Below are 26,829 nucleotides of genomic sequence, written 5' to 3'. Positions count from 1 at the left end.
AACGACTGAGGAGAACGATGATCGTCGCAACGCCCGTCCGGAGCGTGGCAGGGTGCGCTCTCGCATTCGTGATGGTGATCGCGGTGCTCGCCGGTTGCGCCCGGCACCCAGAGGAGAGGAAGGCGTACGTGGACCCTGACACCGCGAAACAGCAGATGATCGACGCCATCGACGACGTCACTGGACGTCTGGGCGGCGAGTGGAAGGCGCGAACTGGGCCCGACTACGCCGAGAGTTGCAACTTGTCCGGCGGGGAGAAGGGGGCGCACTGGGTGTACCTCACCGGCCGGACTTCCAAGGTCGGTTCGGAGGACCCGGAACCGGACGCGAAGAAGGTGCTCGACCGCTGGGAATCCCAGGGCATGGAAGTCGAGCGTTGGGCTGACCCCGACGGGCCCGCGGTCGTCGGCCGCGGCGGTGGTTCGATCGACTCCATCAACCTGTACGCATTTCCGGGCCACTACACCGTCGAAGCCATCTCGCTCTGTTTCCCGGGTGACGCCGACAGCTTGTGACACACCGACGTGACGTGGGATGCGGCTTTGTCGGCTCCGTGCTCCTGGTCGGCATGCTGCTGGTGGGGCCGACCGGTTGCGCCGCGCAGAGGACCGGCACCGGTTCATCTGAGCGGGCGGAGCGCCAGGTGAGTGAGAACGCCGCGAAGCGACAGATGGTCGAAGCGGTCGATGACGCAACAGAGCGACTCGGCGGTGAATGGAAAGCACGCACCGGGCCGGACTACGCGGAAGGCTGCGTTCTCGCGGACGGCGAGCGAGGTGCACACTGGCGCTACCTCACCGGGAGCACGCTGGCCGGGCGACCCGATGCCGACGCCGCCCGGGTAACCGAGCACTGGGAACGTCAGGGGATGCGGGTCACCCAGCGTGATTCGAGCGACGGGCCCGCCATCTTCGGCGACGGCGCAGGGAAGGTCACCTCGATCAGCGTCTACGCCCACTCGGGGAACTACACCGTCCAGGCCGTCTCACTGTGCTTCCCGGGCGATGCCGACGAACTCTGACCTCCAGAGATCCGCCCCGCCGGCAGCGTCCTGTAGCGCTCCACCGACAAACCCCTCGAACTGGGGGTCTGCGTGCGACCCTGCGTTACGGGCGCGTTTCGGCGGGGTCGCGATCCCGTAACCGATCCGCAGGACCCCCGCAACGGGTCCTGTACCGGCCCGACGGTCGTGTACTGTCGCCACGATCGCCCGGAACGCACGTGGTCCGGGCACGCTCCCCGGAGGAACCAACCCGTGACATCTCGTACCCGACAGGTCGTCCTCAGCGGCCTCGCGCTCGCCGGCACCGTCGCCGTCCTGGCCGGCTGCGCCTCGGCGCCGTCCACCACCGACTCGGCGAAGAAGACCGACTTCCGCCCCTGCATGGTCTCCGACGCCGGTGGGTTCGACGACAAGTCGTTCAACCAGCTCGGCTACGAGGGCATGAAGGACGCCGCCAAGGACCTCGGTGCCACCTACAAGGAGGCCGAGTCGAAGGACGCCACCGTCTACGACTCGAACATCGAGCAGCTCATCGGCCAGAACTGCAACCTCGTCGTGACCGTCGGCTTCAACCTGGCCGACGCCACGAAGAAGCAGGCCGCTGCGAACCCCGACACCGACTTCGCGATCATCGACGACAACTCGATCGACGCGAAGAACGTCAAGCCGATCACGTTCGACACCTCGCAGGCGGCGTTCCTCGCCGGCTACGCGGCGGCGTCCTACTCGAAGACCGGCGTCGTCGGCACCTTCGGTGGCATGCAGATCCCGACCGTCACCATCTTCATGGACGGCTTCGCGGACGGCGTGAAGTACTACAACGAGCAGAAGGACAAGGACGTCAAGGTCGTCGGCTGGAACGTCGACACCGGCAAGGGCTCCTTCACCGGTGGCTTCGAGGCCGGCACGCAGGCCAAGTCCGTCGCGCAGACGCTCCTCGACCAGGACGCCGACGTGATCCTGCCCGTCGGTGGCCCGATCTACCAGTCCGCCGCCGAGGCCATCAAGGACGCCGACAACGGTTCCGTCCTGATCGGTGCGGACAGCGACCTCTACGAGGCCGACCCCCGCTACAAGGACATCGCCTTCACCTCGGTCGAGAAGGGCATGCGCCCGGCCGTGAAGGACGTCGTCGAGCAGGCGGCTGACGACAAGTTCTCGAAGGACCCGTACGTGGGCACCCTCGAGAACGACGGCGTCGGCATCGCGCCGTTCCACGACTTCGAGTCCAAGGTCGACAAGGGCCTGCAGGGCGAGCTCGACGACGTGAAGGCCGGCATCATCGACGGCTCGATCAAGGTCAAGACCCAGTCCTGACCCGGTGAACGCGGGCGGGGGATCATCCCTCGCCCGCGTTCTCGTGCGCCCGGGTGGCGCACACCACATCGTGCATCCGCGGGGTGCACGCGACACCGTGCGCCCGCGTGGCGCGCGCGAGACAGAAATAGACTCCCGAACATGAAGCTCGAACTCCGCGGCATCACCAAGCGGTTCGGCGCCCTGGTCGCCAACGACCACATCTCGCTCACCGTCGAGCCGGGTGAGGTCCACTGCCTCCTGGGTGAGAACGGCGCCGGCAAGTCCACCCTGATGAACGTCCTGTACGGCCTGTACGACGCCGACGAGGGCGAGATCCTGCTCGACGACGTGGTGCAGGACTTCGACGGCCCCGGTGACGCCATGCGCGCCGGCATCGGCATGGTGCACCAGCACTTCATGCTCGTGCCCGTGTTCACCGTCGCCGAGAACGTCATGCTGGGCCAGGAGCAGACCACCTTCGGCGGGCGGCTCGACCTGGCCGGTGCCCGCAAGCGTGTGCAGGAGATCTCCGACCGCTTCGGGTTCGACGTCGACCCCGACGCCAAGGTCGAGGACCTGCCCGTCGGCGTGCAGCAGCGCGTCGAGATCATCAAGGCGCTGTCCCGCGACGCCTCCGTGCTGGTGTTCGACGAGCCGACGGCCGTCCTCACCCCGCAGGAGACCGACGAGCTGATGGGCATCATGCGCCAGCTCCGCGAAGCCGGCACCGCGATCGTCTTCATCACCCACAAGCTCCGCGAGGTGCGCGAGGTCGCCGACCGCATCACGGTCATCCGTCTCGGCAAGGTCGTCGGCGAAGCCTCGCCGACCGCCACGAACAACGAGCTGGCCGCGCTGATGGTCGGCCGTGCCGTCTCGCTCGTGGTCGAGAAGGAACCCTCGACCGGTGGCGACGACGCCCTGGTCGTCGAGCACCTCACCGTCACCGACCCCTCCGGCATCGTGCTCGTCGACGACGTCTCCTTCACGGTGCGTCGCGGCGAGGTCCTGGCGATCGCCGGGGTGCAGGGCAACGGCCAGACCGAGCTCACCGAGGCGATCATCGGCCTCGAGCCCGCCCACGCCGGCCGGATCACCCTGGACGGCAAGGAGCTCACCGGCCGGAGCGTCAAGCAGGTGCTCGACGCGGGCGTCGGCTTCGTCCCCGAGGACCGCAAGGAGGACGGCCTGGTCGGCGAGTTCACCATCGCCGAGAACCTGATGCTCGACCGGGCCGACCACGCCGAGTTCGTCCGCGCCGGCACGATCCGGTCGGCGGAACGCGACGCCTTCGCCGACGAGAAGATCGCCGAGTTCGACATCCGCACCCCCGGCCGCACCACCGCGGCCGGTCGGCTGTCCGGCGGGAACCAGCAGAAGATCGTCCTGGCGCGCGAACTGAGCCGTGAACTGCGGCTGTTCGTCGCCGCGCAGCCCACCCGCGGCATCGACGTGGGCTCGATCGAGTTCGTCCACAAGCGCATCGTCGCCACTCGCGACACCGGGGTGCCGGTCATCGTCGTCTCCACCGAGCTCGACGAGGTCGTCGCCCTGGCCGACCGCATCGCCGTGATGTACCGCGGCGGCATCGTCGGCATCGTCCCCGCGACCACCCCCCGCGACGTCCTCGGCCTCATGATGGCCGGGGAGATCCCCGAAGGAACGGAGCTGGCCGCATGACCGGTTCGGCCGGCGAGATCCACGCCACACCCACGACCGGAACGGAGCTGGCAGCGTGACCACCCCACCGCCAGACAACACGCAGCAGCCGACCTCGGCTGCGCACGGCACCGCGGACGCCCCGCTCACCGACGACCGTCTGCAGGAGGTCGAGTCGACCCCGCACCTGATGACGGACTCGGCAGAGGACACCGAGCGCCGCAACGGCGCCGGTGGTGACCGCTGGCAGGCCGCCCTGCAGGGGATCCTGAACGGCTCCGTGCTCGTCACGGTGCTCGCCGTCGTCCTCGCGCTGGTCGCCTGCGGCATCCTCATCGCCGTGACGGACGAGAACGTCCGTGCCACGGCCGGGTACTTCTTCGCCCGCCCGACGGACATGCTCCAGGCGGTCGGCACCGCGGTCGGCGGCGCGTACGCCTCGCTGTTCCAGGGCTCGGTGTTCAACTTCGGCGCGGACTCGTTCCAGCAGGCGATCGGGCCCCTCACGCGCTCCGTCGACTACTCGGTGCCGCTCATCGCCGCCGGACTCGGGATCGCGCTGTCGTTCCGCGCCGGGCTGTTCAACATCGGCGGCCAGGGGCAGATCCTGATGGGCGCCGCTGCCGCCGGGTGGGTCGGGTTCTCGTTCGACGGGCCCGCCGCGATCCACATCCCGCTCACGATCCTCGCCGGCATCGTCGGCGGCGCGGTCTGGGGTGGCATCGTCGGGGTGCTCAAGGCCCGGACGGGTGCGAACGAGGTGGTCGTCACGATCATGCTCAACTACGTCGCGCTCTACCTGGTCAGCTACCTGCTCCGCACCCCGGGCCTGCTGCAGGCCCCGGGCAGCAGCAACCCGATCTCGCCCGCCACGAAGGAGAGCGCCCTGCTGCCGCAGCTCTTCGGCGTGCGGTACGGCGTGGACCTCGGGTTCATCGTCGCGATCATCGCGGTCGTCGTCGTCTGGTGGCTCGTCAACAAGTCGTCGCTCGGCTTCCGGTTCCGCACCATCGGTGAGAACCCCCGTGCCGCCCGCGTGGCCGGCATGAGCGTCCCGTCGCTGACCATCTGGGTGATGCTGATCTCCGGTGCCCTGGTCGGCATCGCCGGCGCCTACCAGGTGCAGGGCGCCGTCACCTCGGGCTTCACCTCGGGCATCGACGCCGGCATCGGCTTCGACGCCATCACCGTGGCCCTGCTCGGCCGCTCCAAGCCCTGGGGTGTGTTCTGGGCGGCCATCCTGTTCGGCGTGCTGAAGAACGGTGGCTACGCCATGCAGGCCGCCAACGGCATCCCGATCGACATCGTCGGGGTCATCCAGGCCCTCATCGTCCTCTTCATCGCGGCGCCGCCGCTCGTCCGCGCGATCTTCCGGATCCCGCAGCCGGGTGCACGCAAGCGCACGAAGACGAGCAAGACCAGCAAGAAGGCGGTCGCCGCATGAGCACCATCAGCCCCACCGCGGCCCCCGCGTCGCCGCTCGCGGCCCGTCCGGTCGAGACCACCAGGAGCTGGAAGCTCCCGATCGGGTACGGCGTGTTCACGCTCATCGCGATCGTGTTGTTCGGCCTGCTGCCGCGTTCCGGCACCACCACGTTCCGCCTCGCGAACGCCGGTGACTTCTTCGCGCTGCCGAACGTCCCGCTGCCCGCGCTCGGGACAGGCATCGTCGTCATCGTCCTGCTCGCGATCCTGACCGTGTACGCGTTCATCGAGACGCGGGCACTCCGCCGGGTCCCGCTGTGGGTCACGTCGGTGTTCGCGGTCGTCTTCGTCATCGGGTTCCTGACCTGGGCCGCAGCCGGTTCGTCCCTGCCGATCCCCGGCCTGCTGCTCGGCGCGCTGAGCCTGAGCGTCCCGCTCGTGTTCGGTGCCCTCGGCGGCGTCATCTCCGAGCGGGTCGGCGTGGTGAACATCGCGATCGAGGGTCAGTTCCTCGCCGGTGCGTTCAGCTCCGCGATGGTCGCCTCGATCACCGGGTCGCCCTGGGTCGGCCTCGTCGCCGCGCTCGTCGCCGGCATGCTCGTGTCGTTCGTCCTCGCGGCGTTCAGCATCAAGTACCTGGTCGACCAGGTCATCGTCGGTGTCGTCATCAACGCGTTCATCTCCGGCCTGACCGGCTTCCTGTACTCGCAGGTGCTCTCCCCGAACGAGGAGACCCTGAACATCGGCATCCGGTTCCCGAAGGTCGAGATCCCGCTGCTGCACCAGATCCCGGTCATCGGTCCGGTGTTCTTCGAGCAGACGGTCGTCGTCTACCTGGCCTACATCGCCGTGGCCGTCGTCACCTTCGGCCTGTTCAAGACCCGCTGGGGCCTGCGCCTCCGCGCGGTCGGCGAGCACCCGCAGGCCGCCGACACGGTGGGCATCAACGTCACGAGCACCCGGTTCTGGAACGTCTCCCTCGCCGGCGCGATCGCCGGTCTCGGTGGGGCGTACTTCACCCTCGACGCGGTCGGGCCGTTCACGAAGGACATGACCGCGGGCGCTGGCTACATCGCGCTGGCCGCCGTGATCTTCGGCCGGTGGGACCCGATCAAGGCGACGCTCGCGGCGCTGCTGTTCGGCTTCGCGTCGAACCTGCAGAACACGCTCGGAGCGATCGACTCACCCGTGCCCAGCGAGTTCCTGCTGATGCTGCCGTACGTGGTGACGATCTTCGCCGTGGCCGGCCTGGTCGGGCAGTCGCGCGGCCCCGCCGCGTCCGGCAAGCCCTACATCAAGAGCTGACGGCCTGGAGGCACGACACATGACCGACACGCAGCAACCAGGTGACCAGGCGGTCACCGCCACGGACCCGACGGACGCCGCCACGGGCCTCCCGGTCGACGACGTGGACTGGGGCGTCCTGCGGGACGCCGCCACGGCCGCGATGCGGCGCGCCTACGCGCCGTACTCGTCGTTCCCGGTGGGCGCCGCCGCGCTCACCGACGACGGCCGGATCGTCTCCGGCTGCAACATCGAGAACGCGAGCTACGGGGTGACGCTCTGCGCGGAGTGCTCCCTCGTGTCGCAGCTGCACATGACCGGCGGCGGCAAGCTCGTCGCGTTCACGTGCGTCGACGGCGACGGGGCGACCCTGATGCCGTGCGGCCGCTGCCGCCAGCTGCTGTTCGAGCACTCGACCGAGGGCATGCTCCTCGAGACGCTCTCCGGCATCCGCACCATCGACGAGGTCCTGCCGGACGCCTTCGGGCCGCGCACCCTCGCCACGTACCAGCAGGAGCACTGACATGGCCGTCGAACCGTTCGACACCGTCGACCTCATCCGCACGAAGCGCTCCGGCGGCGCCCTGAGCACCGCCGAGGTCGACTGGCTCGTCGACGCGTACACCCGCGGCTACGTCGAGGACCCGCAGATGGCCGCGATGGCGATGGCGATCTTCCTGAACGGGATGGAGCGGCGCGAGATCAAGGACCTCACGCTCGCGATGATCGCGTCGGGGGAGCGGATGTCGTTCTCGTCGCTCGGCAAGACGACGGTCGACAAGCACTCCACGGGCGGGGTCGGCGACAAGATCACCCTGCCGCTGGCACCCCTGGTGGCGTCGTTCGGCGTCGCGGTGCCGCAGCTGTCCGGCCGCGGACTCGGCCACACCGGCGGCACGCTCGACAAGCTCGAGTCGATCCCCGGGTGGCAGGCGTCCATCTCGAACGACCGCATGATGCAGGTGCTGCAGGACGTCGGCGCGGTCATCTGCGCCGCCGGGGCCGGCCTGGCCCCCGCGGACAAGAAGCTCTACGCGCTCCGCGACATCACCGGCACGGTCGAGTGCATCCCGCTCATCGCGTCGAGCATCATGTCGAAGAAGATCGCCGAGGGCACCGGTGCGCTCGTGCTCGACGTCAAGTTCGGGTCCGGCGCGTTCATGCCGACCTACGAGGCGTCCAGGGAGCTCGCGCAGACCATGGTCGACCTCGGCAACGACGCCGGGGTCGCGACCTCGGCGCTGCTGACCGACATGGAGGTCCCGCTCGGGCTGACGATCGGCAACGCGCTCGAGGTGCGGGAGTCGGTCGAGGTGCTCGCCGGCGGTGGCCCCGCCGACGTCGTCGAGCTGACCGTGGCGCTCGCGACCGAGATGCTCACGCTGGCCGGACTGCCCGACGCCGACCCCGCAGCGGCGCTCGCGGACGGCCGCGCCATGGACACCTGGCGTCGGATGATCGAGGCGCAGGGCGGGGACCCGTCCGCCGCGTTGCCCGTGGCCCGCGAACAGCACGTCGTCACCGCTGGGACGTCGGGGGTCCTCACGCAGCAGGACGCACTGCCGTTCGGGGTCTCGGCCTGGCGGCTCGGGGCCGGTCGTGCCCGCGCGCAGGACCCGGTGCAGGCCGGTGCGGGCATCGAGCTCCACGTCAAGCCGGGGGACATCGTGACCGAGGGCCAGCCGCTCTGGACGCTGCACTCCGACGACGCGTCGCGGATCCCGCGCGCACTCGAGTCGCTCGAGGGTGCGTGGACCATCGGCCCGGCGGGCTCCGCTGCCGCTGCACGTGGGCCGATCGTGCGCGAGCGCATCGGGTCCTGAACCCGGCCACCCGACCGACCGGAGGCTCCCTGCACACCTGTGGGGAGCCTCCAGTGTCTTCCGTTGTGGGTTGTGCACAGGTGCCTGCGCGGCGGCGGTGACCACCGATAGCCTGGGGGCATGAGCGCCGACGCCCCGACCTACCGCCTGCCCGACGCCGGGGCGGTCATCAACGACCTGCCGAAGGTCTCGCTGCACGACCACCTCGACGGCGGCCTGCGTCCCGCGACCATCATCGAGCTCGCAGCGGCGGCGGGTGTGTCGCTCCCCACCACCGACCCGGCCGAGCTCGGGCAGTGGTTCGCCGACCAGTCGAACTCCGGCTCGCTGGTCGAGTACCTGAAGACGTTCGACGTCACCACGTCGGTGATGCAGACCGCGCCGCAGCTCACCCGGATCGCCCGCGAGTTCGTCGAGGACCTGGTCGCCGACGGCGTCGTCTACGGCGAGGTCCGCTGGGCGCCGGAGCAGCACCTGCAGGGCGGACTGACCCTCGACCAGACGGTCGAGGCAGTACAGGCCGGCATCGAGGAAGCCGTCGACGCCGCCGGTGGGCGCATCCGCGTCGGCCAGCTCGTCACCGCGATGCGGCACGCCGACCGGTCGCTCGAGATCGCGGAGCTCGCCGTCCGGCACCGTGACGCCGGGGTCGTCGGCTTCGACATCGCCGGTGCCGAAGCCGGGTTCCCCGCCTCGAACCACCGCGCCGCCTTCGACTACCTGGCCTCCGAACTGTTCCCCGTCACCGTGCACGCGGGCGAGGCCGACGGGCTCGCGTCCATCCGGTCCGCGCTCGTCGACGGCCGGGCGCTCCGCCTCGGGCACGGCGTCCGCATCTTCGAGGACGTCGCCCTGTCCGACGCCGGGGACGGCTCGACGCTGGCCTCCCTGGGCGAGGTCGCCTCGTGGGTCCGTGACCGCGAGATCCCGCTCGAGGTCTCGCCGTCTTCCAACCTGCAGACCGGTGCGATCGCCGCGTGGGGCGACGACCTCGCCGACCACCCGTTCGACGTGCTCTACCAGCTCGGCTTCCGCGTCACGGTGAACACCGACAACCGCCTGATGAGCGGGACCTCGCTGTCGAAGGAGCTCGCGCTGCTCGCGGGCACGTTCGGCTACGACCTCGACGACCTGGCCGCGTTCCAGATCAACGCCGCGCTCGGGTCGTTCCTGCCGCTCGAGGACCGCGAGGAGATCATCGCCACCATCACGGCCGGGTACCAGGAGGCCTGACGCATGGGACTGCCACCGCTGCCGGACACCGCCGTCCTCCTCGGTGCGGACGCGCCCGCGTGGCGTGACGCGATGCGCCTGGTCGGCGGTGCGCTCGTCGCCTCGGGCGCCACCACCGACGAGTACACCGACGCCATGATCGGCATGGTGGAGGAGCACGGGCCGTACATCGTCATCTCGCCGGGGCTCGCGTTCGCGCACGCCCGGCCGGGTGGCGCCGTCGTGCGGGACGGACTCGCCATCGTGACGCTGGCTGCTCCGGTGGCGTTCGGCCACCCGCACAACGACCCCGTCCGTGTGGTGCTCGGGCTCGCGGTGGCCGAGGTCGGCACCCACCTGGAGTCGATCGGCGAGATCGCGAACCTGTTCAACGACGCCACCGTGACCGGGCGGATCGCGGCGGCGACCACCGCGGACGAGGTCCGCACGATCATGGGGGTCTCCGCGTGAAGATCGTGACCATCTGCGGCGCCGGCATCGGGTCGAGCGGCATCCTCAAGGTGAACGCCGAGAAGGCACTCGACGCCCTCGGGCTGTCGGCGTCCGTCGTCGCGGCGGACGTCGCGTCCGTGCGGGACGTCTCCGACGACGCCAACGTGATCCTGACGAGTCAGGAGTTCGTCGAGGCGATCGGCGACACCTACGCCGAGGTCATCGTCATCGCGAACCACTTCGACCAGGGCGAGATCACGGCGGCGGTGGACCGGGCGCTCGGCGAGCACTGAGCGTGCAGTCCGCCCTTTAGAGTTGGGGCATGAGCACCGAGAACCCGCTGAACGACCCCGCTGCCGACCCGTTCGAGGTCGCGCGGGCAGCCGCAGCTGCCATCGCCGAACAGTCCGGCATCGAGCGGCACGACATCGCCCTGACCCTCGGCTCGGGCTGGGGCAAGGCCGCCGACATCATCGGTGAGACCGTGTCCGAGATCCCGGCCGAGCAGGTCCCCGGCTTCAGCGCCTCGGCCGTCCCTGGACACTCCGGCACGATCCGGTCGATCCGCCTCGCCGACGGCCGCCACGCGCTCGTCATCGGTGCCCGCACTCACTACTACGAGGGCCACGGGGTCCGTCGGGTCGTGCACAGCGTCCGCACGGCCGCGGCGACCGGTGCCTCGATCATGGTGCTGACCAACGGTGCCGGCGGCATCAAGGAGCACTGGACCCCGGGCACCCCGGTGCTCATCAGCGACCACATCAACCTGACCGCGGACAGCCCGCTCGAGGGCGCGACGTTCATCGACCTCACCGACCTGTACTCGGCGCGGCTGCGCGAGCTGGCCCGGACGGTCGACCCGTCGCTCGACGAGGGTGTCTACACGCAGTTCCGCGGCCCGCACTACGAGACCCCGGCCGAGGTCCAGATGGCGAAGACCATCGGCGGGCACATCGTCGGCATGTCCACGGCGCTCGAGGCCATCGCCGCCCGTCAGGCCGGCATGGAGGTCCTCGGGTTCTCGCTCATCACGAACCTCGCCGCGGGCATCCAGAAGACCCCGTTGTCGCACACCGAGGTGCTCGAGGCCGGCAAGCAGGCCGAGCCGGTGATCGCCGACCTGCTCGCACGCGTGGTCGCCGCACTCGGGCAGCCGGCATCGTGAAGCTCGACCTCGACCAGGTGCTCGGCACCGCGCGGGCGTGGCTGGCGCAGGACCCCGACCCGGAGACCCGCGACGAGCTGGCTGCGGCGATCGACGCGGCGGCCGACGGTGATGGTCCCGCTGTCCGGGCGCTCGCCGAGCGGTTCGACGGCCGGCTGCAGTTCGGCACCGCCGGACTCCGCGCGGAGCTCGGCTGGGGCCCGCTGCGCATGAACCGGGTCGTCGTGACCCAGGCTGCTGCGGGGCTCGCACGGTTCCTCATCGACACCGGGCGCTCGCGCAGCGTCGCGATCGGGTACGACGGCCGGGTGAACTCGGACGTCTTCGCACGTGATTCGGCCGAGGTCATGCGCGGCCTCGGGCTCGAGGTCACCCTGCTGCCCTCGGCCCTGCCGACGCCGGTGCTCGCGTTCGCCGTCCGGCACCTCGACGTCGGTGCCGGCGTCATGGTCACCGCGAGCCACAACCCGCCCCGGGACAACGGGTACAAGGTCTACCTCGGTCAGGACGACGACGGCTCGCAGATCGTCCCGCCCGTCGACGGCGAGATCGCGGACGCCATCGACGCCGTCGCCGCAGGGTCCGTCACGGACCTGCCGCGCGGTACGGACTACACCGTGGCGACGTCGGCCCTGGTCGACGCCTACGTGGCCGCGACGGCCGCCATCGTGCCCGCTCCCGCACTCGCGGGCGATGCGCAGCCGAAGGTCGTCTACACGGCCATGCACGGCGTCGGGTGGGAGACCGCCCGCGCGGTGTTCGCGGCGGCCGGGTTCGCCGAGCCAGCGGTCGTGCCGGAGCAGATCGAGCCGGACGGTGCGTTCCCGACGGTGTCGTTCCCGAACCCCGAGGAGCCCGGCGCGATGGACCTCGCGATCGCCCGCGGTCTCGCCGTCGGCGCCGACCTGGTGATCGCGAACGACCCCGACGCCGACCGGCTCGCACTCGCGATCCCGGACGGATCCGGTTCCTACCGTCGACTGTCGGGCAACGAGGTCGGCTGGCTGCTCGGGTGGCGGGCAGCCGCTCGGGCGTCGGAGTCCGGCGCGACCGGCACCCTCGCCGCGTCGATCGTCTCGTCGCCGGCGTTGGCCCGGGTGGCCGCGCGCCACGGGCTGGAGTACCGCGACACCCTGACCGGCTTCAAGTGGGTGTCGCGCGTGCCCGAGCTGCTGTTCGGGTACGAAGAGGCCCTGGGCTACCTGGTCGACCCGTCGGTCGTGCGGGACAAGGACGGCATCTCGGCTGCGCTGGAGCTGCTGTCCCTCGCCGACGAGCTCGCCGCGTCGGGCTCGACCATCGCCGACCACCTCGAGGCCTTCGCCGCCGAGTTCGGCGCGTTCGCCTCGGGGCAGGTCGCGACCCGCGTCGACGACCTGTCGCGCATCGGCGAGATCATGGCGTCGCTCCGGGCCACGCCGCCGACGGCGCTCGGTGAGCTCGACGTGCACACGGTGACGGACTACGCCGACGGGGTGGCGGGCTTCCCGCCCTCGGACATCCTGCGCTACGACCTGTCCGGCGACGCCCGGGTGATCGTCCGCCCGAGCGGCACCGAGCCCAAGGTGAAGGTGTACATCGACACGGTCGCGGACACCCCCGCCGAGGCCCAGCGCCTGGTCGACGCCCTCGCCGCCGCGGTGCGCCCCCTGGTGTCGTAGGGCGTCGGTCCGCAAAACACCGGTGTTCCGGCCCGTCGCACAACCAAAGTGACCTCGAACCGCTCCCGCGCGCGGTTCGAGGTCACTTTGGTTGTGCGCGGTGCTGCGATGCCGAGTTCTCCCCAGCCAGTCCCGACGCGTGCTCCGTGCACATGTTCGTCGAGGAGCCCTCGGAGGGCAGCACGCCTGCGTGACGATGCCCGCATGACACGACTCACGATCATGCGCGGAGGATCGGCGGACACCAGCGGCCGGACCGGGCTGGTCCACCGCCAGCAATCCGACACGGGCCGCCTCGTCCGACTGACTCCTGGCCGCTTCGTCGACGCCGATGACTGGCGCCGCGCGACGCCCGGGGAACGGCACATCGCACGGGTCAAGGCCGTGCACGACCGGATCGCCGATCGGCTCGTGGTCTCGCACGCCTCGGCGGCCGCGCTCCACGGTCTGCCCTGGCGCGGTGAGTTCCCCGAGGTGGTCGAGGTGATCGATCCGCACCGGACGACGTCCCAGTCGCTCACCCACGTCCGGAAACGCCCGGGCAAGGGACGCGAACTGCGGACCCGGACGATGGTCACGAACGGGCGGCGACTGACGGACATGGTGAGCACGGTCGCTGACCTGGCGATCTCCTACGAGCTCCGGATCGCGGTACCGGCCATCGACGTCGCCCTGCAGTGCGGCGTCACCGAACAGGAGATCCGCGACGAACTCGAGCGACGCAGCGCGGTGCACGGACGGCACCGGGCACAGGTGGCGCTCGACCTCGCGGACGCCGCCAGTGGTTCACCGGGCGAATCCGTCGCCCGTGTGGCGCTCGACGAAGTCGGAGCTCCTCGGCCCGTCCTGCAGCAGGTCTTCCACGACAGTGCGGGGTTCATCGGCCGGGTCGACTTCTGGTTCCCCGAGCAGGGTGTGGTCCTCGAGTTCGACGGGCGGTCGAAGTACGTCGATCCGGCGCTCCGGGCAGCGGGCCGCTCGGCGGCCGACGTCGTGGTGGACGAGAAACGGCGGGAAGACCGGCTCCGGCGTCATCCCGAGGTCCGGGGCGTCGGGCGGTTCGGCTGGGCCGAGGCGAACGACGCCGAGGCGTTGCGGGCCGTCCTGCACGCCGTCGGGCTGCCGACGAGCATCCGTGCCTTCCACCATCTCCGATGACCGTGCCTGTGGCATCCCGCGGCACAACCAAAGTCACCCCGAACCGCGCAATGATCGGGTTCGAGGTGACTTTGGTTGTGCGACGCTGCCGCGCGGCGCGGCGAGAAGGACAGCCCGGGCTACGCGAGCTCGAGCAGCACGTGACCGGACGAGACCGTCTGGCCGACCGGGGCGTTCAGGCCGGTGACGACGCCGTCCTTGTGGGCCTGCACGGGCTGCTCCATCTTCATGGCCTCGAGCACGACGAGCAGGTCGCCCTTCACCACGGTGTCACCCTCGGCGACCGCGAGCTTCACCACGGTGGCCTGCATCGGCGACGCGACGGACGACCCGGACTTCGCCAGGCCCCCGCGGACGGCCGACGAGCGGCGCTTCGGGGGAGCGGTGGGGCCGGCGGGACGACGACCGGCGAGACCGGCACCGGCAGCACCGCCACCGACGATCGACGGCATGGTGACCTCGATGCGCTTGCCCTGCACCTCGACGACGACGCTCTCGCGCGCAGCCGGGGCCGGAAGTTCCTCGGGGGAGCCGCTCCACGCCGGGATCTCGTTGACGAAGTCGGTCTCGATCCACTGCGTGTAAATGCTGAAGGGCTCGTCGTCGGCCGTCGCGAACGCCGGGTCCGACACCACGGCACGGTGGAAGGGGAGCACGGTCGGCAGGCCCGTGACCTCGAACTCGGCGAGTGCACGGCGCGAACGCTCCAGCGCCTCGGCACGGGTGGCGCCGGTGACGATCAGCTTCGCGAGCATCGAGTCGAACGAGCCGGACACGACGTCACCGGAGACGACGCCCGAGTCGACACGCACGCCGGGGCCGGACGGTGCGTTGAAGGCGTGCACGGGGCCGGGCGCGGGGAAGAAGTTGCGACCCGGGTCCTCGCCGTTGATGCGGAACTCAAACGAGTGTCCCCGCGGCGTGGGGTCCGAGTAGTCGAGCACGCCGCCCTCGGCGATGCGGAACTGCTCGCGCACCAGGTCGATGCCGGTGACCTCTTCGGAGACGCAGTGCTCGACCTGCAGGCGGGTGTTCACCTCGAGGAACGACACGGTGCCGTCGGCGCCGATGAGGAACTCGCAGGTGCCGGCACCGACGTAGCCGACCTCGCGCAGGATCGCCTTCGACGACTCGTACAGCGCGGTCTGCTGCTCGGGCGTCAGGTAGGGCGCCGGGGCTTCCTCGACGAGCTTCTGGTGGCGTCGCTGCAGGGAGCAGTCGCGGGTGGAGACCACGACGACGTTGCCGTGCTCGTCCGCCAGGCACTGGGTCTCGACGTGGCGCGGCTTGTCCAGGTACTTCTCGACGAAGCACTCGCCCCGACCGAACGCGGCGATCGCCTCACGCGTGGCGGACTCGAAGAGCTCCTCGACCGAGGCACGGTCGCGGACGACCTTCAGACCACGACCGCCACCGCCGAACGCCGCCTTGATCGCGACGGGCAGACCGACCTGGTCGACGAAGTCGAAGACCTCGGAGACGTCCTGCACGGGCTCGATGGTGCCGGGGGCGAGCGGCGCGCCGACCTTCTCGGCGACGTGGCGCGCGGAGACCTTGTCACCGAGGCGCTCGATCGATTCCGGCGACGGGCCGATCCAGACGAGCCCGGCATCGATGACGGCGCGGGCGAAGTCGGCGTTCTCGGCGAGGAACCCGTAGCCCGGGTGCACGGCGTCCGCGCCGGAGCGGCGGGCGACCGAGATGATCTTGTCGATGACGAGGTACGTGTCGGCGCTCGTGGTGCCGTTCAGCGCGTAGGCCTCGTCGGCGAGGCGGGCGTGCAGGGCATCGCGGTCCTGGTCGGCGTAGACGGCGACCGATGCCTTGCCCGCGTCGCGGACCGCGCGGATGATGCGGACGGCGATCTCGCCGCGGTTCGCGATGAGGACCTTGCTGATACGGGGCATGACACATCAGCGTATTCGTGCGGCGGGAGTGCGTTTTGACTGGCACCTACAAAGAACCACCCGGAACAGGTGCGGATGTCTACAGTGCCCACAGGTCGTGCCAGGCGATGCCGAAGCCCCGGAGGAGCATCGATCGCAGCACCGGCAGCGACATCCCGATCACGGCGGACGGTGCGCCGTCGATCCGCGTGATGTACGCCGCGGCACGGCCGTCGATGGTGAAGGCACCCGCGACCTCGAGCGGCTCGCCCGTCCCGACGTACGCGTCGATCTCGTCGACGGACACGTCGTCGGCGAAGGTCAGCACCGCGCTGTCGACCGCGACCACGCGGTCGCCACCGGCGGCCAGCGCCGACCCGCCGGGCGCGACGGCACCCAGCTGCGGGACGCCGGCGGTGGACGTGACCAGGGACCGGACGGGAGGCACGGTGCGGGCCGGTGCCGCGCCTCCAGGCCGTCCCGTGGCCGGTTCCGGGTCCCGGTGCCGGTCGTCGCGTCGTCGATCGATCACGCAGTGTCCGCTCCACAGCGTCCCGCCGCCGGCGGCGAGCATCTGTCGCCAGCGCTCCCGGGCGACCGCGGGGTCGTGCGGCTTGCCGTACAGCTGTCCGTCGACCTCGAACGCGGAGTCCCCGCCGAACACGACCCCGTCGACCGGTGACCCGGCGACCGCGGAGTCGGCGACTGCGGACGCCTTGGCGATGGCGAGCAGCGAGACGAGCTCCGGTCCGGTCAGGGCACGGCCGAGCGATGCCGCGGCGGCGGCGTCGACGGCGTCCTCGTCGACGCCGGGGGACACGAGCACGGGTTCGATCCCGGACTGGGCGAGGAGTGCTCGGCGGGCGGGGGATGTACTCGCGAGGTACAGACGCATGGGACCATCTCACCATGGGTGAATCCGTCGGCACGCTGCTCGAACTCGACGTCACCGGGATCGCCCACGGCGGCATCTCGGTGGCACGACACGAAGGACGGGTGGTCTTCGTCTCGGACGCGATCCCCGGGGAGCGCGTCGTCGCCCGGGTGACCGAGGACCGCAAGAAGTCGTTCTGGCGCGCCGACACGGTCAGCGTCATCACGCCGAGCGAGCACCGCGTCGACCACGTCTGGCCCGAGGCCGCGCTCGAGCGTGACCCCGAGACGCGCCCGGGCGGTGCCGAGTTCGGTCACATCGCCCTCGCACACCAGCGCACGCTCAAGCACGACGTCCTCGTCGACTCGTTCGCGCGGTTCGCACGGATGGACCTCGCCGAGGTGCTCGGCCACGACGTCGTCGTCGAGGCCGCGCCCGGCGACGACGCGGCGAACGGCCTCGGCTGGCGCACCCGCGTCCGGCTGCACGTCGACGAGCAGGGCACCGCCGGCCCGTTCGCGGCCCGCTCCCACTCCGTCATCCCGGTGACCGGCCTGCCGCTCGCGACCGCCGTCGTGCAGCAGAGCGCCCCGCTCGGCCGCGGTGCGCTGCCGGGCTCCTCGGTCATCGACGTCCTCGCGCCGAGTGGCTCCGAGGGTGCGCGGCTCGTCATCGACGACCAGAAGCCCACCGTGGTGACCGAGGTCGTCGGGGAGCGCACGTTCCAGGTCGACGACAACGGGTTCTGGCAGGTGCACCGCGCCGCGGCGACCGTGCTCACCGAGGCCGTGCAGGACCTGGTCGACCGCGACCGCCTCGACCCCGAGGGCACCCACCTGGACCTGTACGGCGGTGTCGGCCTGCTCGCCGCCGCCCTCGGCGACCTGGTCGGCCCGAAGGCGCGCATCACGAGCGTCGAGAGCGCCGCCCGTGCCACCGAGCACGCGCAGGAGAACCTGTCCGAGTGGCTCGGCGCCCGCGCCGAGACCGGCCGCGTGGACCGCTGGCTGACGAACACGGTGGCGAACGCCTCGCGCGCCGAGAAGGACCGCTTCCGCGCCGGCACGATCGTGCTCGACCCGCCCCGCGCCGGTGCCGGTCGTGACGTGGTCGTGCAGATCGCCGCGCTCCAGCCGGAGCAGGTCGTCTACGTGGCGTGCGACCCGGTGGCGCTGGCCCGCGACGTCGCGACGTTCGCCGACCTCGGTTACCGGCTCGAAGCACTGCGGGCCTTCGACCTGTTCCCGCACACCCACCACCTGGAAGCCGTCGCGCGCCTGGTCCCCGCACGCTGAGGTCCGGTGGTCGCGCGAGGCCGGGTCCTTGCGTGTCGGGGTGTCCACCAAACGGCGGACCGGCCAGCGTGGCGCAGCCCAGAAGCCCCGCACCTGAGTCCGGGCTGGGTATCCTGGGTCGTTGATGGCACTCCGGTTTCAGGGGCCGGCGTCGCGCATCGGAACGAGAGGCCACTGTGGCAGCAGGAACGACAACCACCAGCACCGAGACGTCAGGGGCGGCCACCAGGCCGGTCCGGGTCGCGATCGTCGACGACCACGAGTCCGTCCGACTCGGGATCCAGGCGGCGTGCCAGAACGAGGGGTTCGAGGTGGTGCTCACCGCCGCCAGCGTCCCCGAGTACGTCCAGAACCTCGACGGGCGAGAGGTCGACGTCGTCGTCCTCGACCTGTCCCTCGGTGACGGCTCGACCGTGACCGAGAACGTCAAGGGCGTGCAGGGGACGGGATCGGCGGTGCTCGTGCACTCCATCGCGGACCGTGTCGCCAACGTGCGTGAGGCGCTCGCAGCAGGGGCTGCAGGCGTCATCCCGAAGTCCTCGGCCACCAAGACCGTGATGGCCGCGGTCGCCACCGTCGCACGCGGTGACGTGCTCAACAACCTCGAGTGGGCGAGCGCCATCGACGCCGACCGCGACTTCGCGAAGGCGCAGCTCGGCCGCCGCGAGCGCGAGATCCTGCACCTCTACGCCTCGGGTCTCCCGCTCAAGCTCGCCGCCCAGCAGCTCGGCATCGGCTACTCGACGGCCCGTGAGTACCTCGACCGGATCCGTGTGAAGTACGTCGAGGTCGGTCGCCCGGCCCCGACGAAGGTCGACCTGCTGCGTCGAGCCGTCGAGGACGGGATCCTCCCCGGACTCGACTCGGGCATCGACCCCGACGGCGACGGTCGCTGACACGGATGGCGACCGCGGCTGAGTCGGCGCGGACGGTCGTCGAACCGGCGCCGTTCGGCGCCGATCCGGCGCGCAGCGTCCGTGCCTCGATCACGCAGGCGTCGGTCGAGCGCGCGTTCGCGATCCTCCTCGCGATGGCGGCGATCGGCCTCGGCATCGTCGACGCGCCCGCGGTCCTGCAGCAGTTGCCGTACCTCGACCCGTTCTGGGGGCCGACGCTGATGCTCGCCCTCGCGGCGTCGTTCGTGTTCATCGGGGTCTCGGCCTTCGTGCAGCGGGTCGCGCAGCTGGCGCAGATCGTCTGCGCGCTGCTGTTCCTCGTCGTGCTCGTGACGTGGACGGCGACCGTGCAGGAGCCCATCCCGTCGGCGCAGCAGCCGTGGCCGTGGTGGTTCTGCACGGTCGGCTGCACGGCGGCGGCGATGGGCTTCGCCACGTGGCGTGCGACGGTCTACACCGCGCTCGTGCCGGCGGTGTACGTCGTCATCCGGCTCAGCCCGCTCGGCGGCGACGTCGGGGTCCTCGCCGTCCTGCTCGACGGCGTCTACACGGCGCTGCTCAGCGGTGCGGTGCTCGTCATCGCCGTGGTGCTGCGGCGTGCGGCCACGTCGGTCGACACGGCGCAGTCCACGGCCGTGCGGCGGTACTCGCTCGCCATCCGGGAACACGCCACCGAGGTCGAGCGGGTCCAGGTGGACGCCATCGTGCACGACAGCGTGCTCACGACGCTGCTCTCCGCCGCCCGCGCCGACACGCTCGAGGCCAAGACCCTCGCCGCGCGGATGGCCCGGAACGCGATCGACCACCTCGAGGCAGCGGCCACCGACGGTCCCGGCGACGTCGCGCCGGTCGCCCTCGGGGAACTCCGGGCGCGCATCCGCGAGGGGGTGGGTGCGTTGCCCGCCCCGGTGCGCCTCGTCCCGACGCCGACCGGGTCGGTCCGCCTGCCCGCGTCGGTCGCCGACGCGCTGGCCTCGGCGGCGCTGCAGGCCGCGGTGAACAGCGTGCAGCACGCCGGCGACGCTGACGTCTCGCGCTGGGTCCGCATCGAGCAGCAGGGCCAGGGGGTGCTCGTCGAGGTCGGTGACGACGGCCGCGGGTTCGACGTCGCGGCCATACCCGCCGAACGGCTCGGTGTCCGTCGCTCCATCGTGGAGCGGGTCGCGACCGTCGACGGTCGCGCCGAGGTGCACACTGCACCGGGCGAGGGCACCCGCATCGTGCTGACGTGGTCGCCGGCCGCGAGGACGACCGCATGAAGGTCTCCCTGCCGGCGAGCATCGCCCTGGGCCTGGCGTCGCTGTTCTCCGTCTACCACCTGGTCCTCGCCGCGGCCACGCTGCCGCGCGTCGACCAGGTCGCCCCGATCATCGCCTGCATGGTCCTGTACGCCGCGGCCACCGGCCTCGCACTGTTCGTCCCCGGCAGGGTCCTGCCGGTCTGGACGGCCTGCTTCTCCCTCGCCACCGCGATCGTAATGCCGGTGATCGCCGCCCCCGTCCTCGTCGAGGGTCGCGGTCCTGGGTCCGCCACCTGGTGGATCGCAGCCATCGGCACGCTCATGGTGGTGCTCGTCGTGCGCGGCCGCGGACCCTTCGCATGGGCCGGCGTGCTGTTCCTGACCGTGTACACCGTCGCCTGGGCCGGTCTCGGCTCGCTCGGTGGGCTCGGCGTGGTCGGCAGCGTCGCCTGGGTCGCGATCGCCACGGTCTTCGCCGCCGCGATGAGCCGCGCCATCCGGAACACCCGTGAGCTCGTCCTCGCCGAGCAGGAGACCGCGGACTGGCAGGCCGCGCAGGACGCCCACGTGTTCGAGCGGCAGTTCCGGCTGAGCCAGACCACCCGGATGGCCCTGCCGATGCTGCAGCGCATCATCGACTCCTGCGGCGACCTCGACGACGCCGACCGTGCCGAGTGCCTGCACCTCGAGCAGGCCATCCGCGACGAGATCCGGGGCCGGTCCCTGTTGTCCGACGACGTCCGCGACGAGGTGATGCGCCTGCGTCGCCGCGGCGCGACCGTGCAGCTGCACGACGACGGCGGGCTCGACGACCTGGACGCCCCGGACATCCGCCGCATCCACGCCCGCGTCGCCGAGGCGCTCCGGCAGGCCCGCGACGCCGACAACGTCATCGTGCGGACGGTTGGCGAGGGGTCCGACTCCGCGGTGACGGTCGTCGGACTCCGCCTCGACGGCGCGGCCAGCGAGTCCGCGGCGCTCGGAGCGGGGCTGGACGACGACGACGGTGACGAGGACGATTCCGTCGCACTCTGGCTGGAGATCCCGCGGCACGAGCCGGCGTAGCGCGCGCTGAGCGCGGCACGCGCGCGCGTTCCGCGACGATGCACCACTTGGTCGACAGGTGGTTCGTCGCGAACGTGGTGCGGACGGCGCTGCGGGCGATCATGGTGCGCCGGGCGTGCGGGCGGCGCTGGACGCGATGGGGGACAGCCGGGAGGCCCGTGGCGGCCCCGGCACGGGCCTCCCGGCCGTCACGTGGTGCGTCGGGCCGGAGCGCGCACGGGGGGGCGACCATGTCGTTGTCGTACGACGTCGACGGTGTCGCTCTGACGCGTGCGCAACTGTTGCGAACGCGCGGAAGCGACCGTGTCGGTGTCGTACGACGTCGACGGTGTCGTTCCGCGTCGGCATCGGCCCCGCCCCGACAGCCGCTGCAGCACCCGCCCGCAGCCGCCACACGCCCCGGAAACGGGGAACGGGCCGGTCGGATACCGACCGGCCCGTTCACGACCCGAGGCTGAGCGACAACCCGAATGTCGCCCTGCCTCGCAGCGGGCGGTGGCTTCGTACCCTAGTCGGCCACCGTCCTGCGATGTCTTTCGTTGAAGGACACCGAACACCAACTACTATGCCCACGCACGAGCTGCATGTCAGTCGTCATTATGGGGGACAATTCCGGCAGTTCCGGTCCGTATTCGCTGATCGTGTCCCCCGAGTGAGGGGATACCGACCGGGAAGTGCGCCCTGCAACCGTTCCGGTCGCGTGCGCACCAGGGGTACATCAGCGGAGCGATCGGCCCCAGGCACCCGGCCCGTGGTCGAGCGGGCGGCGCAGTCCGCGGGCCGCGGCGTCCCACCCCGTGCGGGGCTCGACGACCACGGCGGCGCGTCCGGCCGCTGCGGCTTCGTCGGCCTGCCGCTGCAGGACGGCCACCACGGCGGCGAGCTCCTCGGGCGTGGGGTCGCCGGAGACCACCCGGACGTCCGCCACCGAGGCGGGTTCGTCCGAGGGCACGGCTGCTGCGTGTCGGCCCATCAGAGCGGGATGTTCCCGTGCTTCTTCGGGGGCAGCGTGGCGCGCTTGCCCCGCAGCGACCGGAGGGCCTTGATCACCGACACCCGGGTGGCGTGCGGCTGGATGATGCCGTCGAGCTCACCGCGCTCGGCCGCCAGGTAGGGCGACGCGACGTTGTACGTGTACTCGTTCGCGAGCTTCGTGCGGACCGCGGCGACGTCCTCGCCGGACTCCTCGGCGCGCTTGATCTCGGCGCGGTACAGGATGTTGACGGCACCCTGGCCACCCATGACGGCGATCTCGGCGGTCGGCCACGCCAGGTTGATGTCGGCACCGAGCTGCTTCGAGCCCATCACGATGTACGCGCCGCCGTAGGCCTTCCGGGTGATGACGGTGACGAGCGGGACGGTGGCCTCGGCGTAGGCGTACAGCAGCTTCGCGCCGCGGCGGATGACGCCGGTCCACTCCTGGTCGGTGCCGGGCAGGTAGCCGGGCACGTCCACCAGGGTCAGGATCGGGATGCCGAACGCGTCGCAGAACCGCACGAAGCGGGCGGCCTTCTCGCCGGCGTCGATGTTCAGCGTGCCGGCCATCGCCTGCGGCTGGTTCGCGATGATGCCGACCGTGCGGCCCTCGACCCGGCCGAAGCCGATCAGGATGTTCGGCGCGAAGAGCGGCTGGACCTCGAGGAACTCACCGTCGTCGACGATGTGCTCGATGATCGTGGTGACGTCGTACGGCTGGTTCGTCGAGTCCGGGATCACGAGGTCGAGCTCGTGGTCGGCGTCGGTGGTCTCGAGCTCCGGGGCGACGTCGTAGGCCGGCGGGTCGGACAGGTTGTTGTCCGGCAGGAACCCGATGAGCGAGCGCGCGTAGTCGAGCGCGTCGGTCTCGTCCTCGGCCAGGTAGTGGGCCACGCCGGAGACCGCGTTGTGCGTCTGGGCGCCACCGAGCTCCTCGAAGCCGACGTCCTCGCCCGTGACGGTCTTGATGACGTCCGGACCGGTGACGAACATGTGGCTGGTCTTGTCGACCATGATGACGAAGTCGGTGAGGGCGGGGGAGTACACCGCACCGCCGGCCGCCGGGCCCATCACGATGGAGAGCTGCGGGATGACGCCGGAGGCCTGGGTGTTCAGGCGGAAGATCTCGCCGTACTTGCCGAGCGCGACGACGCCTTCCTGGATGCGGGCGCCGCCGGAGTCGAGGATGCCGATGATCGGCACGCCCGTCTTCAGCGCGTGCTGCATGACCTTGATGATCTTCTCGCCGGCGACCTCGCCGAGGGACCCGCCGAAGACCGTGAAGTCCTGGGCGTAGACCGCGACGTTGCGGCCGTGGATCGTGCCGACACCGGTGACGACCGCGTCACCGTAGGGGCGCTTGGCGTCCATGCCGAACGACGTGGTGCGGTGGCGCACGAACTCGTCGAACTCCACGAAGGAGTTCGGATCGAGCAGCTGCTCGATGCGTTCGCGCGCGGTGCCCTTGCCCTTCGCGTGCTGCTTGGCGATGGCGGATTCGCCCGCGGCGGTCACGGCCTCGTGGTACCGGTCGCGGAGGTCGGCCAGCCGGCCGGCCGTCGTCGACAGATCGGGGGTGTCTCCTGAAGTCACCCGCTCACCCTACCGGCGGGTGGGACGCTGCCGGTTGGAGGACCCCCACGGTTCCTGCCCGTACATTTGCGTGCATGTCCACATCCCCGTCGCCGTCGTTCCCCGTCACCAGCGAGGCGGTCCGGTCGGCGGGCGCGACGATCACCACTCCCGCCGAGACCGGGTCCACCAACGCGGACCTGCTCGCCGCCGCCCCGGAGCAGCAGCACGGCAGTGTCCTCGCGACCCTGCACCAGACCGCGGGCCGGGGTCGGCTCGACCGCACCTGGACCGCTCCGGCCGGTGAGACGCTCGCCGCCAGCGTGCTCGTCCGGGCGGACCTGGACGACCACGACCGCGGCTGGCTGCCGCTGGTCGCCGGCGCGGCGATGCGCGACGCGATCGCGTCGGTCCTGCCCGCCGGCGCGGACGTCGTGGTGAAGTGGCCGAACGACGTGCAGGTCGCCGGGGACAAGGTGTGTGGGATCCTCTGCCAGGTCGCCGCCGACGGCAGCGTCGTGGTCGGGGCAGGCGTGAACCTGACGATCCCGGCTGATCGGCTGCCCACCCCGACGTCCACCTCGCTCCTGCTCGCCGGCGCGGTCGACGACGCACCCGCCCTGGCCGACGCAGTCCTGTCCGCCTTCCTGCGGTCCGTCCTGGAGGCGGTGGCCGGCCTGGTCACGGGGGGTCCCGCCGCCGAGACGGTCCGGTCCCACGTCCGCGCGGCGTGCGGCACCATCGGTCGCCGCATCCGCCTCGAGCTGCCGGACGGCACCGTCGAGGAGGCCGATGCGACCGGCATCGACGACGCCGGTCGCATCACGATCCGGGACCAGGCGGGGCGCACCAGGGGCGTCGCGGTGGGAGACGTCACCCACCTGCGGTATGCATGACGGCATGACCGCCGAGCCCCCGCCCGAACGTGTCGTCGCGCGCCTGCGACCGCACGCTCGTCGGCTGGTGCGCCCGGCGGTGTTCGTCGTGCTCGTCACCGCGGCCGGGGGGTTCGGCTTCGGCGTGTTCCAGGCGCAGCTGGCGTGGCTGAACGCCGTCGTCGCGCTCGTCGTCGTGGTGCTCGTCGTGTTCGGCGGCGCCGTCCCGCTGTTCCGCTGGATGTCGGAGCGGTACGTCGTCACCACCCGTCGCCTGGTCGTGGTCAACGGACTCGGCACGCGGACGCGGCGGGAGCTCCTGCACTCCCGCGGCTACGACGTCACCGTGCGGCGCCGCGGGCTGCAGGGGCTGTTCCGCTCCGGCGACGTGCTCGTGTTCCCCGGGGACGACCCGGCGGTGGTCCTCGCCGACGTGCCGCACGCCGACCTCGTCGTCGCCGTCCTGCACGACCTGGTGGAGGCGTACGAGGCCAGGCGCCGGCACCGTGAGCCGGACTGGGACGAGATCGTCGGCGGTCCGGACCGTCCGCCGTGGGGTGACGTGCGGGCCTGACCCCGGCCGGTGCGGGCGTCGCCGCGGGCGTCGCTGCGGCGCCGTGATGAGAGTTCGGCGAGAAACCGGTACCGTCTTCGACGTGCGTATCTCAGTGATCGGCTGCGGCTACCTCGGTGCCGTGCACGCCGCCTCCATGGCCAAACTCGGACACGAGGTCGTCGCCGTGGACGTCGACCCCACCAAGATCGAGCGGCTCGCTGCGGGCGAGGCCCCCTTCTTCGAGCCGGGCCTGCCCGAGATCCTGACCGAGGCCCTCGAGTCCGGTCGGATCCGCTTCACCACCGACATGGCCGAGGTCGCCGGCGCCCGCGTGCACTTCCTCGCCGTCGGCACCCCGCAGGGTCCGACCGGTGCCGCAGACCTGACCTACGTGGACGCTGCCGTCGCCGCGCTCACCCCGCACCTGTCCGCGGGCGAGTTCGTCGTCGGCAAGTCGACCGTGCCCGTCGGCACCGCCGCACGCCTGGCCGCCGAGGTCAGCGAAGCCGTCCCCGGTGCCACCCTCGTCTGGAACCCCGAGTTCCTGCGTGAGGGCTTCGCCGTGCAGGACACCATCGCGCCGGACCGCTTCGTCTACGGCGTGCCCGACGGCGAGGCCGGCGAACAGGCCGTCGCCGCCCTCGACGAGGTCTACGCCGAGGCGCTGTCCACCGGCACGCCCCGACTCGTCGTCAACCTGCCCACCGCCGAGCTCGTGAAGATCAGCGCCAACGCGTTCCTCGCCACGAAGATCTCGTTCATCAACTCGATGGCCGAGATCGCCGAGGTCGCCGGTGCCGACGTCACGGCGCTCGCCGACGCGATCGGCCACGACGCCCGCATCGGCCGGAAGTTCCTGAACGCCGGCCTCGGCTTCGGTGGCGGCTGCCTGCCGAAGGACATCCGTGCGTTCCAGGCGCGGGCGAACGAGCTGGGCGTCGGGGAGTCCCTGGCGTTCCTGGCCGACGTCGACGCCACGAACCTGCGCCGTCGCGCCCACGTCGTGGAGCTGGCCCAGGAGCTGCTCGGCGGGGTCGTCAGCGGCAAGCGCGTCGCGGTGCTCGGCCTGGCCTTCAAGCCGAACTCCGACGACGTCCGCGACTCGCCGGCCCTCGACATCGCGGCCCGCCTGCACGAACTCGGCGCCGTCGTCTCGGCGTACGACCCCGAGGCCGTCGTCACCGCGCGCCGCGTGCGCCCCGAGCTCGACTACGTCGAGAGCGCGGCCGAGGCACTGGGGGGAGCGGAGCTGGTGCTCGTGCTCACCGAGTGGACCGAGTTCCGCGAGCTCGACGCGACCGCCGCCGCCGCGCTCGTGGCGTCACCCGTCGTCATCGACGGCCGCAACTGCCTCGATCGCGACGCCTGGACCGCGGCGGGCTTCACGTACCGCGGCATGGGGCGCTGAGCATCATCCCGGGGGGCGGCAGCACGGGCATCGCGGACACAGACA

Annotated in this window: 25 protein-coding genes; 21 read left to right on the top strand and 4 right to left on the bottom strand. The window is 71.2% G+C overall.

Annotated elements, in window-relative coordinates:
- The first annotated feature begins 17 nt into the window (after positions 1-17).
- The 14 genes from BIU89_RS00935 (at position 18) to BIU89_RS00870 (ending at position 14,142) form a co-directional block, all read left to right on the top strand.
- Positions 18-515, top strand: a complete 498-nt coding sequence (locus BIU89_RS00935) for a hypothetical protein (RefSeq protein WP_071244275.1) — start codon at positions 18-20, stop codon at positions 513-515.
- 38 nt (positions 516-553) lie between these two features.
- Complete coding sequence (locus BIU89_RS00930) at positions 554-1,021, top strand: hypothetical protein (protein ID WP_071244273.1); 468 nt, start codon at positions 554-556, stop codon at positions 1,019-1,021.
- Positions 1,022-1,255: 234 nt separating this feature from the next.
- Positions 1,256-2,320, top strand: coding sequence for a BMP family lipoprotein (locus BIU89_RS00925; protein ID WP_027466452.1), 1,065 nt, complete (start codon positions 1,256-1,258; stop codon positions 2,318-2,320).
- A gap of 141 nt (positions 2,321-2,461) precedes the next feature.
- On the top strand, positions 2,462-3,982 hold the full coding sequence (locus tag BIU89_RS00920; protein WP_071244271.1) for an ABC transporter ATP-binding protein: 1,521 nt from the start codon (positions 2,462-2,464) through the stop codon (positions 3,980-3,982).
- A gap of 55 nt (positions 3,983-4,037) precedes the next feature.
- On the top strand, positions 4,038-5,405 hold the full coding sequence (locus BIU89_RS00915; protein ID WP_027466454.1) for an ABC transporter permease: 1,368 nt from the start codon (positions 4,038-4,040) through the stop codon (positions 5,403-5,405).
- Positions 5,402-6,691, top strand: coding sequence for an ABC transporter permease (locus tag BIU89_RS00910; protein WP_027466455.1), 1,290 nt, complete (start codon positions 5,402-5,404; stop codon positions 6,689-6,691). The genes BIU89_RS00915 and BIU89_RS00910 overlap by 4 nt, the downstream gene beginning before the upstream one ends.
- A gap of 19 nt (positions 6,692-6,710) precedes the next feature.
- Entirely contained in the window at positions 6,711-7,193 is a 483-nt protein-coding gene (locus BIU89_RS00905; RefSeq protein WP_071244268.1) for a cytidine deaminase, read from the top strand.
- Between the two features lies 1 nt (position 7,194).
- The gene (locus BIU89_RS00900; protein ID WP_071244266.1) at positions 7,195-8,493 is read left to right on the top strand and encodes a thymidine phosphorylase; all 1,299 of its coding nucleotides are present in this window, start codon (positions 7,195-7,197) and stop codon (positions 8,491-8,493) included.
- Between the two features lie 120 nt (positions 8,494-8,613).
- Positions 8,614-9,726, top strand: coding sequence for an adenosine deaminase (locus BIU89_RS00895; protein ID WP_071244264.1), 1,113 nt, complete (start codon positions 8,614-8,616; stop codon positions 9,724-9,726).
- Positions 9,727-9,729: 3 nt separating this feature from the next.
- Positions 9,730-10,176 (top strand): PTS sugar transporter subunit IIA, encoded by a 447-nt coding sequence (locus tag BIU89_RS00890; protein ID WP_027466459.1) that lies wholly within the window; start codon positions 9,730-9,732, stop codon positions 10,174-10,176.
- Complete coding sequence (locus tag BIU89_RS00885; RefSeq protein ID WP_027466460.1) at positions 10,173-10,451, top strand: PTS sugar transporter subunit IIB; 279 nt, start codon at positions 10,173-10,175, stop codon at positions 10,449-10,451. The genes BIU89_RS00890 and BIU89_RS00885 overlap by 4 nt, the downstream gene beginning before the upstream one ends.
- 29 nt (positions 10,452-10,480) lie before the next feature.
- Positions 10,481-11,323, top strand: a complete 843-nt coding sequence (locus tag BIU89_RS00880; protein ID WP_071244261.1) for a purine-nucleoside phosphorylase — start codon at positions 10,481-10,483, stop codon at positions 11,321-11,323.
- The gene (locus tag BIU89_RS00875; RefSeq protein ID WP_071244258.1) at positions 11,320-12,984 is read left to right on the top strand and encodes a phospho-sugar mutase; all 1,665 of its coding nucleotides are present in this window, start codon (positions 11,320-11,322) and stop codon (positions 12,982-12,984) included. Before BIU89_RS00880 ends, BIU89_RS00875 begins: the two co-directional genes overlap by 4 nt.
- 204 nt (positions 12,985-13,188) lie before the next feature.
- Positions 13,189-14,142: a hypothetical protein gene (locus BIU89_RS00870; protein ID WP_071244257.1), complete on the top strand. Its 954-nt coding sequence runs from the start codon at positions 13,189-13,191 to the stop codon at positions 14,140-14,142.
- Positions 14,143-14,261: 119 nt separating this feature from the next.
- Here BIU89_RS00870 and BIU89_RS00865 read toward each other — a convergent pair whose 3' ends face one another.
- Both BIU89_RS00865 and BIU89_RS00860 read right to left on the bottom strand, forming a co-directional pair.
- On the bottom strand, positions 14,262-16,049 hold the full coding sequence (locus BIU89_RS00865) for an acetyl/propionyl/methylcrotonyl-CoA carboxylase subunit alpha (protein ID WP_071244255.1): 1,788 nt from the start codon (positions 16,047-16,049) through the stop codon (positions 14,262-14,264).
- A gap of 79 nt (positions 16,050-16,128) precedes the next feature.
- Positions 16,129-16,923, bottom strand: coding sequence for a Maf family protein (locus BIU89_RS00860; RefSeq protein ID WP_071244253.1), 795 nt, complete (start codon positions 16,921-16,923; stop codon positions 16,129-16,131).
- A gap of 14 nt (positions 16,924-16,937) precedes the next feature.
- Here BIU89_RS00860 and BIU89_RS00855 point away from each other — a divergent pair, with 14 nt between their 5' ends.
- The 4 genes from BIU89_RS00855 to BIU89_RS00840 all read left to right on the top strand — a co-directional run bounded on the left by BIU89_RS00855 (position 16,938) and on the right by BIU89_RS00840 (position 21,398).
- Positions 16,938-18,197 (top strand): class I SAM-dependent RNA methyltransferase, encoded by a 1,260-nt coding sequence (locus BIU89_RS00855; protein WP_027466465.1) that lies wholly within the window; start codon positions 16,938-16,940, stop codon positions 18,195-18,197.
- A gap of 176 nt (positions 18,198-18,373) precedes the next feature.
- The gene (locus BIU89_RS00850; protein ID WP_017888757.1) at positions 18,374-19,093 is read left to right on the top strand and encodes a response regulator transcription factor; all 720 of its coding nucleotides are present in this window, start codon (positions 18,374-18,376) and stop codon (positions 19,091-19,093) included.
- 5 nt (positions 19,094-19,098) lie between these two features.
- A complete protein-coding gene (locus BIU89_RS00845; RefSeq protein ID WP_071244250.1) occupies positions 19,099-20,352 on the top strand; it encodes a sensor histidine kinase in 1,254 nt (417 codons plus the stop codon).
- Positions 20,349-21,398 (top strand): hypothetical protein, encoded by a 1,050-nt coding sequence (locus tag BIU89_RS00840; protein WP_027466467.1) that lies wholly within the window; start codon positions 20,349-20,351, stop codon positions 21,396-21,398. Before BIU89_RS00845 ends, BIU89_RS00840 begins: the two co-directional genes overlap by 4 nt.
- Positions 21,399-22,116: 718 nt before the next feature.
- Here the strand turns inward: BIU89_RS00840 and BIU89_RS00835 are convergent.
- Positions 22,117-22,371: an acyl-CoA carboxylase subunit epsilon gene (locus BIU89_RS00835; RefSeq protein WP_051596908.1), complete on the bottom strand. Its 255-nt coding sequence runs from the start codon at positions 22,369-22,371 to the stop codon at positions 22,117-22,119.
- Positions 22,371-23,966 carry an acyl-CoA carboxylase subunit beta gene (locus tag BIU89_RS00830; protein ID WP_027466469.1) on the bottom strand — a complete coding sequence of 532 codons (1,596 nt, stop codon included), beginning with the start codon at positions 23,964-23,966 and terminating at the stop codon, positions 22,371-22,373. The genes BIU89_RS00835 and BIU89_RS00830 overlap by 1 nt, the downstream gene beginning before the upstream one ends.
- A gap of 74 nt (positions 23,967-24,040) precedes the next feature.
- Here BIU89_RS00830 and BIU89_RS00825 point away from each other — a divergent pair, with 74 nt between their 5' ends.
- The 3 genes from BIU89_RS00825 (at position 24,041) to BIU89_RS00815 (ending at position 26,784) form a co-directional block, all read left to right on the top strand.
- Positions 24,041-24,841, top strand: coding sequence for a biotin--[acetyl-CoA-carboxylase] ligase (locus BIU89_RS00825; RefSeq protein ID WP_083404090.1), 801 nt, complete (start codon positions 24,041-24,043; stop codon positions 24,839-24,841).
- A gap of 4 nt (positions 24,842-24,845) precedes the next feature.
- Positions 24,846-25,394: a PH domain-containing protein gene (locus BIU89_RS00820; protein ID WP_071244247.1), complete on the top strand. Its 549-nt coding sequence runs from the start codon at positions 24,846-24,848 to the stop codon at positions 25,392-25,394.
- Positions 25,395-25,476: 82 nt separating this feature from the next.
- Positions 25,477-26,784: a UDP-glucose dehydrogenase family protein gene (locus BIU89_RS00815; RefSeq protein ID WP_071244242.1), complete on the top strand. Its 1,308-nt coding sequence runs from the start codon at positions 25,477-25,479 to the stop codon at positions 26,782-26,784.
- Positions 26,785-26,829 lie beyond the last annotated feature (45 nt).

This window comes from Curtobacterium sp. MCBA15_005 (genome assembly GCF_001864855.1).
Taxonomy (GTDB): domain Bacteria; phylum Actinomycetota; class Actinomycetes; order Actinomycetales; family Microbacteriaceae; genus Curtobacterium; species Curtobacterium flaccumfaciens.
The sequence above is the reverse complement of the archived record's forward strand: the minus strand, read 5'-3'. Positions and strand labels throughout refer to the sequence as shown.

Coding starts and splice junctions, on each gene's coding strand:
- BIU89_RS00880 (WP_071244261.1), top strand. CDS start 10,481: ATGAGCACCGAGAACCCGCTGAACGACCCCGCTGCCGACCCGTTCGAG.
- BIU89_RS00855 (WP_027466465.1), top strand. CDS start 16,938: ATGGGTGAATCCGTCGGCACGCTGCTCGAACTCGACGTCACCGGGATC.
- BIU89_RS00905 (WP_071244268.1), top strand. CDS start 6,711: ATGACCGACACGCAGCAACCAGGTGACCAGGCGGTCACCGCCACGGAC.
- BIU89_RS00835 (WP_051596908.1), bottom strand. CDS start 22,371: ATGGGCCGACACGCAGCAGCCGTGCCCTCGGACGAACCCGCCTCGGTG.
- BIU89_RS00920 (WP_071244271.1), top strand. CDS start 2,462: ATGAAGCTCGAACTCCGCGGCATCACCAAGCGGTTCGGCGCCCTGGTC.
- BIU89_RS00900 (WP_071244266.1), top strand. CDS start 7,195: ATGGCCGTCGAACCGTTCGACACCGTCGACCTCATCCGCACGAAGCGC.
- BIU89_RS00935 (WP_071244275.1), top strand. CDS start 18: ATGATCGTCGCAACGCCCGTCCGGAGCGTGGCAGGGTGCGCTCTCGCA.
- BIU89_RS00820 (WP_071244247.1), top strand. CDS start 24,846: ATGACCGCCGAGCCCCCGCCCGAACGTGTCGTCGCGCGCCTGCGACCG.
- BIU89_RS00890 (WP_027466459.1), top strand. CDS start 9,730: ATGGGACTGCCACCGCTGCCGGACACCGCCGTCCTCCTCGGTGCGGAC.
- BIU89_RS00865 (WP_071244255.1), bottom strand. CDS start 16,049: ATGCCCCGTATCAGCAAGGTCCTCATCGCGAACCGCGGCGAGATCGCC.
- BIU89_RS00825 (WP_083404090.1), top strand. CDS start 24,041: ATGTCCACATCCCCGTCGCCGTCGTTCCCCGTCACCAGCGAGGCGGTC.
- BIU89_RS00845 (WP_071244250.1), top strand. CDS start 19,099: ATGGCGACCGCGGCTGAGTCGGCGCGGACGGTCGTCGAACCGGCGCCG.
- BIU89_RS00840 (WP_027466467.1), top strand. CDS start 20,349: ATGAAGGTCTCCCTGCCGGCGAGCATCGCCCTGGGCCTGGCGTCGCTG.
- BIU89_RS00860 (WP_071244253.1), bottom strand. CDS start 16,923: ATGCGTCTGTACCTCGCGAGTACATCCCCCGCCCGCCGAGCACTCCTC.
- BIU89_RS00910 (WP_027466455.1), top strand. CDS start 5,402: ATGAGCACCATCAGCCCCACCGCGGCCCCCGCGTCGCCGCTCGCGGCC.
- BIU89_RS00895 (WP_071244264.1), top strand. CDS start 8,614: ATGAGCGCCGACGCCCCGACCTACCGCCTGCCCGACGCCGGGGCGGTC.
- BIU89_RS00870 (WP_071244257.1), top strand. CDS start 13,189: ATGACACGACTCACGATCATGCGCGGAGGATCGGCGGACACCAGCGGC.